The organism is Thioclava sp. SK-1 (genome assembly GCF_001705665.1).
In the GTDB taxonomy this organism is placed as follows: Bacteria; Pseudomonadota; Alphaproteobacteria; order Rhodobacterales; family Rhodobacteraceae; genus Thioclava.
Genome location: NZ_MDHA01000028.1, coordinates 74,576 through 91,449 on the forward strand (window position 1 = coordinate 74,576; position 16,874 = coordinate 91,449).

Sequence of the window (16,874 nt, forward strand, 5' to 3'; positions counted from 1 at the left end):
ACAGTGGCCATGCTGGGCCCATTATACGCCAATGTCTTTAAGGCCTTGCTAGAAAGAGACGACATGCCTCCCAAATTTGGAACCAGTGGCCTGCGCGGCCTTGTTGTGGATCTGACGCCTGTTTTGATCACGGATTATGTCCGGGCCTTTATTGCGGCATGCCCGCAAGGGAGATGTGTTTATGTTGGGCGCGATCTGCGCCCCTCTTCGCCTGACATCGCCGCTGTTGTGATTGCTGCAATCCAAGATGCCGGGTTAGAGGCCGTGGATGCGGGTGCGGTTCCCACACCTGCCTTGGCGCTTGCGGCGATGCAGGCCCAGGCTGGTGCGGTGATGGTCACAGGGAGCCATATTCCGGCAGATCGCAACGGGCTGAAATTCTATGTTCCTCAGGGGGAAATCGCGAAATCGGATGAAACGGCCATTTTGGCCGCGCTGGGACAGAAGTGGCCGGTTGCCACGCCGCGCGGCACAAAGCGTATGGCTGATGCGGTTGTTGCAGAGTATCTGGATCGCTACCGCGTCGGTTTCGGGACGCAGGCCTTGGCCGGTCTGCGGATTGGGATTTATCAGCACAGCTCTGTGGCGCGCGATGTTTTGATGGCGGCGATTGTAGAGCTGGGCGCAGAACCCGTGCCATTGGCACGCTCTGACCAGTTTATTCCTGTGGATACCGAAGCGGTGGATCCGCAAACCCGCACACAGCTACGCCAATGGTGTCAGGACAATCGGTTGGATGCGCTGATCTCCACGGATGGCGATGCGGATCGGCCGATGGTGACAGATGCGGCGGGACAGATTGTACCAGGCGATGTGCTGGGTGCACTTACGGCGCAGTTTCTTGGGGCGGATCTGATTTGCACTCCGATTTCATCGAACACGATGGTCGATCAGATGGGCTTCAAACAGGTGCAGCGCACGCAGATCGGGTCGCCCTTTGTGATTGCTGCGATGGAAACCGCCTTGGCACATACCGCCGATATCAAGACGGTCGGATATGAGGCAAATGGCGGATTTCTACTGGGGTTTGCCGCGCAGGGCCCGAAGGGTATCTTGCAGCCATTGGCAACGCGCGATTGTCTGTTGCCGATCTTGGCGCCGCTTGCACAGGCACAAGAACGTGGTCAAAGCATTGCTGATCTTGTGGCGGGGTTGCCAGCGCGGTTTACCGCGGCCGACCGGGTGCAAGATGTGCCGACAGAAAAGTCACAACGCCTGATCGCAACCCTGACCGAAGATGCCAATGCGCGCGCGGCATTTTTTGCCAGCGTAGGACAGGAAACAGAGTTGGATCTGACAGATGGGCTGCGCGTGTCATTTGCCAGCAATGAGATTGTGCACCTGCGCCCATCTGGCAATGCGCCGGAATGTCGCTGCTACGCCGAAGCCGGCAGCGCACAGCGCGCACAGGAACTGGTGACAGCGCATTTGGCGCAGCTGGTCACACAGCTGACCTGATAAAAGCATATCGTGAAAATCCGATCTTACGCCGATGCTGGCTGCAGGCATCGGCGCAAGTCTTTTGACCCAAGGCGATCAGCCAGGGGCGATCAGATCAAGACCAGATCATTCAAAATCGCGTCCATGTCCGAGATTTCAGAAAGCGTGATCGTTGTGGTGTCAAAGCTGAAGACCACATCGCCGTCAACAACAGACGCATAGCTGTTCATGACCTCTTCTGGTGTCAGGTCTTCATCCCCCCATAGGGATGTGTTCAAGAACAGGCGATCCTCATCAGCGGTGAAGTCGGTGATGATGTCATTGCCGCCATTGGTTGTGAAAATGAACCGGTCCAGATCGGCACCGCCGGTCAGGACGTCATCGCCACCTTCGCCGGCCAATTGATCCGTGCCGCCGCCGCCAATGATCGTATCATTGCCCGCACCACCCAACACAGTGTCTTGTCCGGACCAGCCCCCTTGGCCATTGTCTTGGAATACATCGTTTCCCGCACCCAGAAAGGCCAGATCGCGGCCATTTCCGCCAATGACCAAATCATCGCCCTGCCCGGCATCCAGACGGTCGTCGAAATTCCCACCATTCAGCGTATCATTGCCAAAACCGCCATACAGCATGTCATTGCCGGATTCGCCCGTCAGCAGATCATTCTCGCTGCCGCCGTAAAGCGTATCATTGCCGACGCCACCACCCAGCGTATCATTGCCCGCGTCGCCCCACAGCTGATCGTTTCCGCCGCCGGTAAAGATCCGGTCCATCCCATTGCCGCCATACACCGTATCGGCACCGTTTACGGTATTTTGGACCGTGTCATTATAAAGGTCATTGCCCGCGCCCAGGCTGACCCTGTCACGGCCATTTCCGCCATTTACGAAATCATCGCCCTCGCCCGCATTGATGGTATCGAACCCATCGGCTCCAAAGACCCTGTCATTTCCAGCGCCTGCAACGATCAGGTCATTGCCGATCCCGCCGTTGATGCTGTCATTGCCGCCGCCGGTATAAATCGTATCAGAGCCCGCAGCCCCGAAGACGGTATCCTGGCCGTTGGTGCCTGATTGCCCGGTATCAGAGTAATAATCATTCCCTTCGGCCAAATAGGTCAGATCCCGGCCATTGCCACCGGCGACCACGTCATTGCCCGCCCCGGCATAGATCGTGTCATAGCCGTCAAGCCCATAGACGGCGTCATCACCATTGCCCAGATATATGAGATCATTGCCTGTACCGGCAATGATGGAATCTTCACCGCCGCCACTGTAAATCGTGTCATTGCCATTGCCGCCATAGACGGTGTCGCTGCCGTTTACGCCGTCTTGTTGGGTGTCGTAATACAGGTCATTCCCGGCCTCCAACCGGATCAGATCCGCACCATTTCCGCCGTAGATCGTATCATTGCCCAGTGATCCGGTCATCAAATCCGCACTGCCCGACAAATACATCAGATCATCGCCGGACAGCAGGTCCAAAATGAGCCGTAAGTCATCATTGGCCGTTGCGCTGACAATGGCGGCGCGCACCGTGTCCACATCGACCGTAATATCGCGCAAAACCCATTCGACTGTGCTATCAACATCCAGCTCACCAATGGCTGTGATCGTGCCCGATACCAACTCCCCGTCCCCATCAACGGTAAAGCCGTTCCCAAATACGAACAGCCCGTAAGAGCCCTCTTCCGTATCGTTCACTTCCAGCGCATAGGCATCGAATGTGGTGTAGCCGCTAAAGATCGGCTCATATTCGGTGTCGATCCCCAGTTCCGCATAGGTTGTATTGGGGAAAAACAGTAAATCGTCCAGATATCTATCATAGTAATTCAAGTCAATTTCTGAGTAATTAACTGTTCCCAAAGAATAAAATGTGGCCATCGAAATGTCTCCTGATACCTGTGAAAGCCGAATTTTGGCCATAAAATGATATGATGGATTTGCGCCCCTACCCCGATAGGGAAGCATCAGATTTAATAATCAATAGACGATAACTTTGGTGCAGGATCCTTAAAGGCAGGTCAAGAAAGAACATGTCGATATGGTGAATTTTATGGATTGTTAATAAGGATGCCGGGCCGTGATAAGATGCTGTAACGGACCGGTCGAGTTGGGAAATTCTGGCTGTGATGCGTAACCTTCATTGCCTTCTGAAATGGAAGATGTAGTCAGGCTGGACAAAAAATGAATGCAAAAGGACAGCGATGATGCAGCAACACGACGCGCAAAGCGGTGCCGAAACGCTGGTGGCTGTGGTTGTCACCTGTAACCGGTTGAACAAACTGCAGGTGACGCTGGCACGGTTACTGGACTGTCCGGATGCACAGCTGGCGCAGGTGGTTGTGGTTGACAATGCCTCTGATGACGGAACATCCGAATGGCTGGCCGGCCAGGTTGATCCGCGATTGGTGGTGCTGCGTGAAACGGTCAATAGCGGCGGCGCGGGCGGGTTTGCGCGTGGTATGCGCGTCGCGGTGGAACGGTTTGCGCCCGATTGGCTGGTGGTGATGGATGATGATGGCCGTCCAGAACCAGGGGCATTGGCCGCCTTTCATGCCTTGGATAAGACCGGGTATGAAGGCATTGCAGCGGCGGTATATTTTCCCGATGGGCAGATCTGTGACATGAACCGCCCCTCACGGAACCCATTTTGGCAGCTTGGCGATTTCTGGCGCACTGTGCGGCGCGGGCGGGGTGGGTTTCACCTGCCCCCGGCTGCCTATGATCTGGATCGGCCCAGCCCGATTGATGTGACCTCTTTTGTCGGTTTTTTCATTTCTCGTGCGGGGATTGTTCGGGCAGGATTTCCCGATCCGTCCCTGTTCATCTATGGCGATGATGGGATTTACACATTGGGGCTTGCAGCGCGCGGCGGGCGGATGTGTTTTGACCCGCGGGTGCGGTTTGAACATGATATGGGCACATTTTCCGGCCAGCAGCGCGGGCAATTCCATCCTTTGTGGAAAGCCTATTATTACCACCGCAATTTGTTGATCTTGTATCGTCAGGCGGCGGGATGCCTATTTTGGCCCGCACTTTTGGTTATCTTGCCGAAATGGTTTTTGAAAACCCGCATGCATTCAGGGGCGCGCAAGGCGTTTGCACTGCTTATGGTGCGGGCTGTGCGTGACGGGCTGTTACGGCGCACGACCGTTTCCCACAGCCAGGTGCTGCGCTGGGGTCAAACCCCTGATTAGAACGAAAACAGGTCCGGATCATCGGCCAGCAATGAGGCAACCTGCGCATCGATCTGGGCCTCTAAATCCAAAGCGGATTCGGTGGAAAACAGATCATATCGTCCGGCTTCAATGCTCAGCCAGGAGACGGTTTCGTTGATATGCCAGGTTTCGGCATCGCCAGAGCGTTCTTCGTCCAGATACAAACGTGTGCCATCATTGGCCGGCGCGCTGCGCAATGTCAGCGTATCCCCGCCGATATAGCTTTGAACATCGGCAAACAGGGCGCCGTCTTGCTGGCCGATATTGCTGCCTACGCTGTTGATTTGCTGTGTGCCGCTTTGCAGCAATGTGCCGCTACCATCTTCGATTGCAGCCCATTGCACCACGCGATTGGTCGTCGAATCCGCCCCGTTCTGGGCCTCTTGCGCGGCCAAACGGATCTGTGCGCCATTCTCTTGCACATTGGCAAAGCGGTGGCTGACAATATCTCCGCCCTCGCCAGAGACCGCGCCTAATATAACCGGTGTGCCATCAAACCCATCATAGGAAATATGTGCCGGCTGGCTACCGCTGACATTTTGGGTGCCAAAGGTGATTTTCGTGCCATCGTCAAGCATATGCTGACCGGCTGTGCCGGCCATCCAGGACAAAGTTTCCGTGATATGGCCACCGTCCAACGCTTCCCATTCAGACAGACGGATTTCAAATCCACTATCGGTCACATTGCGCAATTCCGGTGTTACAGGGTCGATTCCATTGGTGCTGACAGGACCTAAAACGACCACCGCATCTTTGATATCGGTGCTGAATGTCACCTGCACCCAACCGTCGCTGCCCCGATCGCGGTGCAATGATAGCGTGCCGACCTCCAATGCGCTGGCAACAACCGTGTCATTGCTGCGCAGATCTTCGATGTTTTCATACAATTCATAGCTGCCGCGGGCGATCGACATGCTGGCGACCTGTTCCGCGATATGATTAAGCTCCAGATCCTGCGATTGCTCTTCCGCCAGTTTGAGCCATGTCTGATCTTGATGGCTCATCGTTCGCAAATTTGCCGTATCGGTGCCGTTATAGCTTTGCATATCTGCAAAAACGGCTTGATTGGTCGCATCATCCACCGCCTTCCAGCGCGCGGCGACATCATTCACCCCGCCCTGCGTCAGCACGCCGCCATTTTCCACCACGACATAGTCAAAACTGCGGGCTTCATTGCCGGTGTTGGGGCTATTTTCCTGGCCTTGCATGGATACGCTCAGGCCAGTGTCGGCAACGGAATGGATCCGGTGGGTCAGCAGGCTGTCCCCCGTACCGATCAGGCTGCCATAGGCGGTGACCGTACGGCCTTCCAAACCGTCAAGCGCGATATCCGTGATGTCTGTGCCTTGCAGATCTTGTGATCCAAACACGATCCCGGTGCCATCGGCCATAAGATGCGTGCCTGCTGTGCCCGCCATCCAAGACAGGCTTTCGGCCACATGGCCACCATCCAGATATTCCCATTCGCTGATGCGCAGGTCAAACCCTGTGTCGGTGATATTGCGCAGCTCTGGTACAAGGGGCTGGGTGCCACGAATGCTGAGCGGCCCGACCACGACAACAGCATCTGTGATGGCGCGGGCGAATGTGACGTGGATCCAACCATCGTCTTGCACGGCACGGCTCAACTGCAACGTGCCAACCTCCATGCGCACATCGGCGGTTGGCGCCGACACGGGTGCATCTGGAAGCGCCGCTGCGGGGGGGGTGACCACCGCTGCTGGGGTGGAGGGCAAAACCGTCTGTGCCCCATCCAGAAAATCTGCCGCCGAAACCCAACCCTGCCCAAGGGCTGCATCGAAATTATCGGCCGCTGCGGTCCCATCGGTAAAAGAAAGGGCTTCAATATCGGTCAGCGTGTCGATGCCGCTATCGGTTTTGACCTGCAAACTGTCGGTATGGCGAAAGATCAAGACATCTGCCGCATCTGCGTTGAACTGCGCCGTGTCCCATCCCGTGCCACCATTCAACAGGTTATCGCCTGCACCACCGTCCAATGTGTCATTGCCATCTTGGCCCCAAAGCGAGTCATCCCCCGCCCCGCCCGACAGCAGGTCCCCCCCGGCGCCGCCCCATACCATATCCGCGCCTGCACCGGCATCGATCTGATTGTCAGCCCCGTTGCCATTGATACTGTCATTGCCTGCACCGCTGGCGGCGTTTTCAATCACCGTGCCCACGGCAATCGCAAGGTTCATCTGACGCCCATCAATATCGGAGAACGCGCCGGATTTCATATCCAGACGCTGATCTTCATCGCGCCCGCGCAGATCGATCATGTCTTCGCCACCGCCATCGGCAATGGTTTGGGCGCGTGTGGCAATAATATCTGCACGACCATAAATAGTATCGCCCGGCTGGACCTGTGCGCCGGTGCCATAGATCTGTTGAATGGCCAGAACATCGGCAATCTGTGGCGTGCGCACAAAGGCGAAACTGGCCGTGGTCTCTGTATTCTGCGCCTGGGTGAAATAGGACATGATGGAATATTGCCAGCTGTCATTGGCATAGCTGGCATCAGAGGCATAATTGCCCGCAGCGTTATATTGCCCTGCATGGCCCAGTCCCAGGGCATGGCCGATTTCATGGATAAAGGTTTGCAGCCGATAGGCGCCCGATGAAAAATCAGCCGCCACGTTGACATGGGCCGATTGCGTTACCGTGCCAGAGAACAGCGCATTGGACCAGGCACCGGAACTGTCGTCATCAATGGTGATCTGTGCCGCCCCACGGGTTTCGACAAAGCGCAACCCGGTGGTCGTGGTCCAGGCCTGCAATGCTTCGCGCGCGGTATCTTGGGCATCTTGGGTCAGCCCGGTCAGATTGACACTGAGCGATCCGTCTTGTGACAGTATGAAACTATGGGCGCTGGTGCCTTTCCCGGCCCAATATCCCACACGCAAAAACTCTGCGATTTCACTGATGCTCCAATCGGGTTTGTCGTTGGCGGATGTGCCGCCCAGACCCAGGCTGGTAAGATTAATCCCGATGATATGGTCTGGATTGCTGCATTCTGTGCACATGGGGCGCCCGTCTGTAGAAGAAACGTGAAATGACGCGGAATTCCCGCTTCTAACGCACGTTTTGCGCGCCCCGTCCGGGGCTGTCCCAGACGCGATAAGACAAAGCTAAAAAGCAGGTCAGGCCATGCGGGGCCGCAAATCTGGCGAAAAAAAGCTGTTTGTCGACAAATTAAAACGAATACGGAGGGCAGATGGGGCGCATATGAAAACCGCCCCCCGTCTGGGACGGGGGGCGGCAGGGCCAAACAAATTCTGGGTCTGATCAGATTTTGTCGTCGAACCGGTCGATCAATGCCTGCACAAAAGGCGTGACAAGGCGCTGCATCACGCGTTCTGGATCTTCGGGCAAATGCGGCATGGTAACGGGGACGTCAGGGCCTGGCAGAGGGTCTTTGAACAGGGTCTTTTCGCCAAAGAAACGCTGCGCCAAAAGGGTATTGCCCGCATCATAACCTGCCATGATTTTCTGGCGTAGCGCATATGGGATCATCAAAGAGGTGCCGCCTTCGATCCGGATCTGGCGATCAACCACCTCTGCCACTTCTATCAGGGCAAGGCGGTATTTCATGCTGGCATTGATATAGGGCAGATGGCGCACGAATTCCGACATTTCCGGTGTCAGGCTGATATTCTTTCCGCCTGCGGTTTTAAAATCGGAAATATCGTCAATCCCGACCTGGCGGCAGAAGGTGGCCACCGGCCCGCCGGGCATTTGATCGCGTTCAAAAACATAAGGGATCACGCAGCCTGTGCCGAACACAGTTTCGATATGGTCGATATAGGCTTTGTAATCGATCCAGTGGAACTGCGCCCGCTCGCGCAGGAAATCCTCCCAGCGGATATGGCACAGCCGGTGATCCCATTGCCCTTTGACGTTTTGCGCCCACCAGCTTTCCAGCCATAAATCCTGACGGCGCAGCGCCATCACCACTTTGACATCGAACACATCGGACAGGCCGCGCAAAGGCGACAGGTCGCGGCGCATGCTGATGTCCTCGTCGCTGAGGATCAGCGAATGCACCGGGCTGGGTTGTGCATCGGCACGGTCATTTATATCGCGCGCCGCATCACTGGCGGTGCGATCACCGGCGAAGATCGTGTTGATCAGGCCGATATGGCGCTCGACCCCCAGTGGATACAGATAGCCGCGCTGTAAAAGCGCAGGCCAGTTGCGAAACAATGTGGCCTGAATATTGGTGGTGGCGGTTCTGTGCACGCCCAGATGCAAATATAAGGTGCGGCGGGCGGGGCGGGGCATGGCCGGTGCTGTCTGTGGTGCCTGCGCGGTTTGGGGCGTTGTGATATTGTCCGTGGGAATGCCGGGCCGGTGTGACGCGGGCTTTGGGGCGGCGACGGCGCGCGCGGCCTGCGCCTGATCGGCTTTGGCGCGGATGGCTTTGAAATCCAGATTGGGGAATATCTTGATTGAGCTGTCGCAGACCCGCCGCGCCAGCTCAAAATGCGCGCGATTGATTGCATATAGCGCAAGCATCCGGCGATAACGCGGCACCTTATGGCGGCCGCGGATGGCTTTGGAAAATTGCGCAGCCGTCATGTTGCGGGCCATCATGGCACGGGAAATATCCTTGATGACCCCCATCTGCGCCAGGGTCGGGGCCACACCATGCCCCCCTGCGGGCAGTTTCAGATGTATGATCTGGTCATTGCTGGGGCCAAACATGCGTGCGTGGCGCAGATCCAGCCGCAAAAGATTGTCATAGATCAGATAGCACCGTCCGGCCGATTTGGCCCCTTGTGGTGCATCCCCGTAAGGTAAGGACCAATCCAATGTCTTGCCTTGTGCAAACCGCTTATCCCAGCCTGCGCGCGCAGGGTCTATCGTGGCCTGCGGGCTGAAGGACAGCACCGTACATCCGGGGGCAAGCGGTGCAAAGGCAGCTGCGGCAAACCCGCCCATCGATCCCCCGACCATGATCACATGATCAAACCCTTTGAAAAATCCACGGTCGCGCAGCGCTTCCAATGTGGCGATCAGGGTTTTGCCGCGATACCAATCGGCAGTGCGGGTAAATACCCCCAGCAAGGACACGCCTTCGCCGCGATAGAATTTCTCGCCCCAGGCTTTGCGCGTGCCATAAGGCTCTTCTTCCGGGCGGTCCGCATTTTCAAAGCTGACCACCAATGTCGTGTTGCCGGGGTGATACTGTAGACGATGGTTGCCAAGATCGATCTGGAACGGCTCATTTGGATGGGTCGAGGGCAGTTTCACAGGTAACACCCTGCCCCGGGCAGCACGCTTTTGTGCCCGTGCCCAGACAGACAGGCGATGAAGGCGGCGGATAAAAGCAAAGCGTAACGGACCAAGGCGTTCTAACATGAAATTCCGATCTTCTTTCGGCGGTGTATCGGCTGCGGTATATCGGCAGGCGGATGATTTGCTAAGTAAATATGTTCCGACTACAACGCAACGGTATGAACCCCCCCGTGCAGGAGCCGGCCTGATGAATTCTGCCGCACGCAAGGCTGACCCGGCGGTCCGGCTGCAAGGTCTTGATTTTTCGCATTTGGATGGGCTGTCCCAAAACCCTGCCTCAGTGGCAGGCCAGTCCGGGCAGACCGGATGTGGGGCGGCCCTGGAGCAGGGGGCAAAATGGGTGCTGGATGGGTATCATGACATCTTCGCGCTGGGTCTGTGGCGGCGGGCCTGTGCCTTGGGCGCGGTACAGGTGCAATTGCGCGGCATAGGGGCTTTGCACATACAGATCTGCGGGCGTGACGGGGCGGGCAATGTGATCCGCGGGCCGATATGCCCTGTGCAGTTGCAATGTGGCGCCCCCCATATTCAGCCACTGCCCGACCGGTTGTATACCGACGCGGTGCTGCTGTGGATTGAACTGTTTGTCCCCATGGAAACAAGGATCGACGATCTGGCATGGGTCACGTCACAACCGCCGCTTGCTGTGCCACATTTGGCCATTGTGATTACTACGTATCGGCGTGAACCTCAGGTCCGGGCATTGACGGCGCGTCTTTCACAGGGGCTGTCACAGCAAGATGGATCGCCCTATCAAGGGCCGATCCCGCAGGTTCTGGTGATTGACAATGGCGGCACGCTAGACCCGAAAGATCCCCATTTCGGGGGCAATGTCACACTCATTTCCAGCCCGAATTTAGGCGGCTCCGGGGGGTTTGCGCGCGGGATCTTAGAGGCGCGTGCCGCAGGCGCGACCCATTGTCTGTTCATGGATGATGATGCCAGCGCCGCGCCAGAAGCTGTCTGGCGTTGCCGTCAGTTTCTGGCCTATGCGACAGATCCGGCATGGGCGGTGGCCGGGGCGCTGACCCAGGCTGAACGGCCCGATCTATTATGGGAAAACGGGGCGCGGTTTGATCGGTTTTGTACACCCTGCCACAAGGGGACCAACCTGACCGAACGCTCCTCGGTACATGCGATGATCGTTGCCGCAGAGGCACATGAACACCACGGGGCTCTTGTGGCCAATTATGGGGGATGGTGGTTTTTCGGTTTCGCGCTGGATGCGGTGCGGCATATGCCATTTCCGTTCTTTGTGCGCGGCGATGATGTGGGGTTTTCCCTGGCCAATGATCTGCGCATCGCAACATTGCCGGGGGTGGTCGCAGGCCAAGATGAGGATTTCGCGGCCAAGGAAAGCCCGCTGACGGGGTATTTGGATCTGCGCTCGCATCTGGTGCATCATCTGGCCTTACGGCAGCTGGGTGGACGACGGCGGGATGTGGTCCGGATTGCCCTGCGGTTTGGGCTGCGGGCATTGGTGCTGCATCGTCATGACAGCCTATCGGCCATGACCCTGGCAGTATCGGATGTCTGTGCCGGGCCAGAACGTTTCGCACAGATGGCTGACCTGCAAGAGCGCCGGGAACAAATTGCCCAGGCCAGCCAAACCGAACGCCCTCAGCCCGCCCCCCAAAGCCATCTGGCCCAAATCAGCAGACCTCAGACCCAGATGCTCCAGATCGGGCCGTTACGGCGGCTTTGGGCCCGGGTAAGCCTGAACGGGTATCTATTGCCCGGAATGTCGCGTTGGGGCCATGAGCTGAGCACCACCGGCACAGCGGTCCCACAGATGATTTGGGGCGCGCGCACGATCACGCGACAAGGATTAGATGGAACGGTCGTGATCACCTCCCATGACCCGCAGCGCGGGCGGGCAGAATTTGCGCGATTTTTGCGCGCGGTGGGGGGGATGTTATGGCACCAACGGCGGTTGCGGCGCCAATGGCAGGCCCAATATGGGGCGCTGACCTCGGTCCGTTTCTGGCAAGACCAATTGTCGCGGCGCAGGTGATCGATACAGGCGGTATTTGAACCGCCCACAGCGGATGCGATGGTGGGCCTGCTTTGGGCTGAACCTTGCCCGTGCTTTGATTTGCGCCTTGTATGCGGGGCATATTTTGCGGCATGGTGCGCAAAGATATTGCCCATACCGGGCTGGACAGGCGTGGTGGTTTTTCACGCCCTTGAAAGGACACGCACGCCACAATGCCGCTGCAAGACGGTCTTAGACTTCGCTACCTCGCTGAAATTTCCGAAATCCAATCAATTTATACGCGGCTGCTGCCAGACAGGCATTTGCGCTTCGTCTATTACCAAGGTGATGATCCTGTTTTCGGCAAGCCTACGGTGCTTGACCATGATATAGGCTTTGAGCCCCATCACCTGAGCGCGGAATTTTTGGGCCAAGAACAGCTGCCTGCCCCTTTCGCACATGCCCGCCCGGCAACTGTTTTGATTTCCATTCCACGCCCGGCGACACCGGGGGAATGGGAAACGGCAGAGGCAAGCTGGTCCCCAAGCAATGGCAAATTGGCAACGATCTTCGCCCGCGCGCCGCTGGTCTATGAATGGCTGCGCTATAAGGTGGAAATGCGGCGCAAGGCACAGGCGCTGACGCATCATGAATGGTCACAGCTTGGCTGTAGCGACGGCAGCGCGCTATTAGCCCCTGTGGCGGCTGATGATCGCACAACCTTACCTGAGACGGCCGCAGATACGCCCCGTCCCGCAATCTTGATTGGCACCCATTGGCTTGAGGTCGGCGGTGCCGAGAAAATGGCCTTTGATACAATTGAATGGGCGCTCAAGGCCGGGTTGCGCGTGTTTGTCGTGGCCTCGGTTCCCGGGTTGCAACGGATGGCCAAACGCCTGCCCGATCATCCCGATGTGCAGTTTATCCGCCTGGATCGCTATTTGGCGCATGCCCATTGGCCGCAATATCTGGCACGGCTGGTGCAAGACGAACATATCCGCCTGCTGCATATTCATCATTGCGTCCCGTTATATGCGGCTTTGGCGCATTTGCGGGTGCATTGCCCCGATCTGCGCGTCATTGACACAACCCATATCGTGGAACACGGGGATGGCGGCTATCCGCGCATTTCGGGCGTATGGTCCAATTATATCGATATGCATCATGTGATCAGTGGCGAGCTGCGTGATTTCTTCCGCGATCGCTTCCATGAATTGCATAAGGTACGGCTGGGCCGGATGCTGGACCGTCGTCGCGGCGTTGGGGCATTGGGCGATGCGAATATGGCCGCAAAGGCACAAACGCTGCGGATCGCGATTGTCGGGCGTATGGTCTATCAAAAGCGCCCTATTGTGACGGTCGAGGCCCTGCGTGCGGTGTCAAAATGGGCCGCAGCCAAGGGCGTGACCTTACAGGTGACATGGGTTGGCGAAGGTCCGATGCTGCGCGCGGTACAAGGGCTGTTGAACCGTTATGGCCTGTCAGAGCAGGTCACGTTGCAAGGCGCGGGCAGTGATGTGCCTGCACTTTTCGCGCAATCGGATATTTTGTTGCTGCCCTCCAATAACGAAGGTCTGGCGCTGGTCTGTTATGAAGCTGTTGAACAGGGCTGTATTCCGATATCCACCGATGTCGGTTCACAGGCAGAAATCGTGCCGCCAGAGCTGTTGCTTCCGCTTTCACCGCCGCAGACGGTCAAAGCCTTTGTCGCCCATGTTGAGCGACTGTGGTCGGATGCTGATTTCCTGGCCCGTCAGGTACAACAGATGCAACAGGCCTATCACCGCCTGGCCGATGACCCGACCGCCGAAGACATTTTGATGCCGATTTACACGGCCGTGGCCGAAGATCGCGACCCGGAGCTATAACCGATGCCCGTTCTTGAAAAAACCGCAGCCGTCATTGTGACCTTCAACCGGTCTGCAAAACTGTCTAATGTTTTGGATGCGCTGGCCGTTCAAACCCGCCCACCCGAAGTGATCTATGTGATCGACAATGCGTCGACAGATGATACGGAAACGGTCGTGCGCGCCAAGGCAATGGCCAATCTGCGGTATGTTAAATTGCCGAAAAACATCGGTGGTGCGGGCGGCTTCCACGAAGGTATGAAACTGGCCTATAAAGATGGGGCAAATTACATCTGGATTTCGGATGATGATGCCTATCCTGAACCAGATGCGCTGGAACGGCTGCAAAATGATCTGGCAGAATTTGAAGACAAATTTGAATGGCGTCCCAGCTTTGCATGTTCGCGCGTCGAATGGATCGATGGCAGCCTGTGTGAAATGAACACCCCTCATCCGGTATGGGACTGGGCGCGTTTCTTGCGGGCACAAACCCCTTGGGCACTGGTGGACAGCTGTTCTTTTGTCTCGGTGTTGATCCCACGTTGGGCCGTGCGCGAACATGGGCTGCCCATCGCAGAGTATTTCATCTGGTTTGACGATGCTGAATACACCCGGCGTATCGCGCAAAGCTATCCGGGGATCTATTGCCCCGAAAGCCGGGTTATCCATGACACGCCGGAAAACAAAGGTGTGAATTACAGCCTGGTGACGGCGAAATCATTGTGGAAATTCGCCTATGGGGCACGCAATGAGACATCGTTCCTGCGCCGGACCCGCGGCATTACCGGGGTCGTCTCATTTGCCTATAACGTGCACCGCTCTATGCTGGCGGGCAATGTGCCTTGGGCCGTGCGGCGTAAAATCTATGCCGCGATTGTGCGCGGTGCCAGTTTCAACCCCAAAATCGTAAAACTGTAACCGCCCCCCCCTATCGTTTCAATTATAAGCAAAGTCCCGCGAATTCCTTCTGGATTGTTCACGGACCATTTCCAATAGCGCCTTACGATCCTTGCCAGCTGCGGGGGCGTAAGGAATAAGGAAATGGGATGCTGAGGCTGCGCGGACGAGTGCTGTCGGGGGCCGGGGGGGCGATTGCGTCACAAGATCTACGTGATCTTGTCGTGGTAGATACAGGCAACCACATGGTGTTGCTGGGCGCGACCGGTCGCGGGGGGGGGGCGTTTTCCCTTGCGCTGGATGGTGTTATGGCAGGGCAACTGACCACCGCTCAATATAGTGACGCAATGAACAGTATGACCTCCGGCACGATCACCTTGATCGACGCAGGGCCTGCTGGATCGGTGATGGTCACGGGCCTGTCGGCGGCAGGGCAGCCGGTGGGCTATGCGCTGGGGGTGGATGGCGCGCTGGGGGCTGCGGTGGCGTTGGATCTGCATGTAGACCCAGACCACCCGGATATGCTGGGCATCGGCCAAGATATCTTGTCCTTGCGCAATGCCACGACCCTAAGCCGTGATATGCTGACACCGGCCACGTTGCAGACCATGCAGTTGTCACAATTGGCCGACCGTGCGGCCAGCCATCTGTCGGGCCTGTCGGGCATGACCGCGCTGGAACAGTCTGGCCAGACCTATGTTCTGACACTGAGCGATGCTGAGGATGCGATCAGCGTGCTGCGCCTGCGGGCGGATGGCATCATGGAACATACTGACGAAATCGGGGTCGGGAATGGTCTGGGGCTTTTGCCAGAAGCTGTGGCAATCGAAACCGTAACCGTGGCCGGGCGTTCTTACAGTGTGGTGGCCACCACGGCCGAAGGCAGCCAATCTGCGGCGCTTACGGTGCTGGCGCTGGAGGACAATGGTGATGTCCGGGTCAGCGATCACATTCTGGACACGCAGCTTACCCGGTTTGGCTCTGTGACCGATATGACCACATTTGAAACCAGCGGACACGGGTTTGTTCTGGTCGGCGGCGGGGATGGTGGTGTCAGTCTATTTACGCTGTTGCCATCGGGGCGATTGATCCACCTATCCAGTTTTGAGGATGCGCATGGAGATTTTGGTGCGATCTCGGCACTGGCCTTGACGCAGATAGGACAGGATCTGCGGGTTTATATTGCGGCCCAAGACAGCCCCGGGATCACGGAATTGCAATTGTCTTTGGCGGATTTGGGGCAGGTGATGTCTGGCAGTGCGGCACTTACGGGCGGCGCAAGGAATGATATTTTGGAAGGCAGTGCGGGGGCTGATACCCTGCGCGGCGGGGCCGGCGATGATATTTTGGCCGACGGTGCGGGCGCAGATGTTCTTTATGGCGGTATGGGCGCGGATATTTTTGCCCTTTCGGCCGATGGGGCGCACGACATCATTGCAGATTTTGACACGCATGTAGATTGGCTGGACCTAAGTGCAGTGCCGCTGCTGTACAGTGCAGACCGGCTAAGTTTGGCTCCTGTGGCGGGGGGGATAAAAATGACATTTCGCGGCGGCGAGGTGACCGAAATACGCTCTGCTTCCGGTGACATGATACAGGCTGCGGAGTTTGTGTCGCGCATAGATTGGTCGCTGGATCGTCCGCCCCTGATGATAGATGTGTCTCCTGCCCCGACGACACCAGAGCCATCCCCCCAACCATCCCCAGAGCCTCAGCCGCCCCCAGACCCGCAGCCATCCGCGGGGAAGGCGGGCACGGCCGGGAATGATCACCTTTCGGGCAGCATGCAAGCCGATCGTTTGGAAGGGTTTGAGGGGGATGATATGCTGCAAGGCTGGGCCGGAAAAGACACGCTTTTAGGCGGTATAGGCTCTGATACGCTTTTTGGTGGGGCGGATCATGATCTGATCGGCGGCGGGGCCGGCGATGATATCATACAGGGCAACTTGGGTTTTGATACAGTCTGGGGCGGTGCGGGGGATGATCAAATCGCAGGAGGTTATGGGCTCGATCAGCTGCATGGTGGCGCAGGGGCTGACAAGATCTGGGGCGAAGATCAGGCGGACAGGATCTGGGGGGATGCAGGCAATGATACGCTGCTGGGCGGTGCGGGGCCTGATACGCTTTTTGGTGGGGCGGATCATGATCTGATCGGCGGCGGGGCCGGCGATGATATCATACAGGGCAACTTGGG

Annotated in this window: 8 protein-coding genes and 1 pseudogene; 6 read left to right on the forward strand and 3 right to left on the reverse strand. The window is 57.3% G+C overall.

All coding sequences use genetic code 11. The annotated features are described in order from the left end of the window. Positions 1–63: 63 nt before the first annotated feature. Positions 64–1,458, forward strand: coding sequence for a phosphomannomutase (locus tag BFP70_RS05225; protein ID WP_066010319.1), 1,395 nt, complete (start codon positions 64–66; stop codon positions 1,456–1,458). Between the two features lie 92 nt (positions 1,459–1,550). Here the strand turns inward: BFP70_RS05225 and BFP70_RS05230 are convergent, their stop codons facing one another. Beyond that, entirely contained in the window at positions 1,551–3,326 is a 1,776-nt protein-coding gene (locus BFP70_RS05230; protein WP_066010320.1) for a calcium-binding protein, read from the reverse strand. Between the two features lie 326 nt (positions 3,327–3,652). On the opposite strand from BFP70_RS05230, the gene BFP70_RS05235 reads away from it, so the two are divergent. Next, positions 3,653–4,642 (forward strand): glycosyltransferase, encoded by a 990-nt coding sequence (locus tag BFP70_RS05235; RefSeq protein WP_255356595.1) that lies wholly within the window; start codon positions 3,653–3,655, stop codon positions 4,640–4,642. Here the strand turns inward: BFP70_RS05235 and BFP70_RS05240 are convergent. Continuing rightward, positions 4,639–7,686: a M10 family metallopeptidase C-terminal domain-containing protein gene (locus BFP70_RS05240; RefSeq protein WP_066010322.1), complete on the reverse strand. Its 3,048-nt coding sequence runs from the start codon at positions 7,684–7,686 to the stop codon at positions 4,639–4,641. The two genes, BFP70_RS05235 and BFP70_RS05240, sit on opposite strands and share 4 nt — an antisense overlap. A gap of 262 nt (positions 7,687–7,948) precedes the next feature. Beyond that, complete coding sequence (locus tag BFP70_RS20260) at positions 7,949–9,916, reverse strand: hypothetical protein (protein ID WP_141693107.1); 1,968 nt, start codon at positions 9,914–9,916, stop codon at positions 7,949–7,951. 106 nt (positions 9,917–10,022) lie between these two features. Here BFP70_RS20260 and BFP70_RS05250 point away from each other — a divergent pair, with 106 nt between their 5' ends. The 4 genes and pseudogenes from BFP70_RS05250 to BFP70_RS05265 all read left to right on the forward strand — a co-directional run. Then, complete coding sequence (locus BFP70_RS05250) at positions 10,023–11,975, forward strand: glycosyltransferase family 2 protein (RefSeq protein WP_066010323.1); 1,953 nt, start codon at positions 10,023–10,025, stop codon at positions 11,973–11,975. 194 nt (positions 11,976–12,169) lie between these two features. Next, on the forward strand, positions 12,170–13,804 hold the full coding sequence (locus BFP70_RS05255; RefSeq protein WP_066010324.1) for a glycosyltransferase: 1,635 nt from the start codon (positions 12,170–12,172) through the stop codon (positions 13,802–13,804). Between the two features lie 3 nt (positions 13,805–13,807). Beyond that, complete coding sequence (locus BFP70_RS05260) at positions 13,808–14,701, forward strand: glycosyltransferase family 2 protein (RefSeq protein WP_066010325.1); 894 nt, start codon at positions 13,808–13,810, stop codon at positions 14,699–14,701. 128 nt (positions 14,702–14,829) lie between these two features. Beyond that, a pseudogene (locus tag BFP70_RS05265) lies at positions 14,830–16,874 on the forward strand (hypothetical protein); the annotation flags it as partial.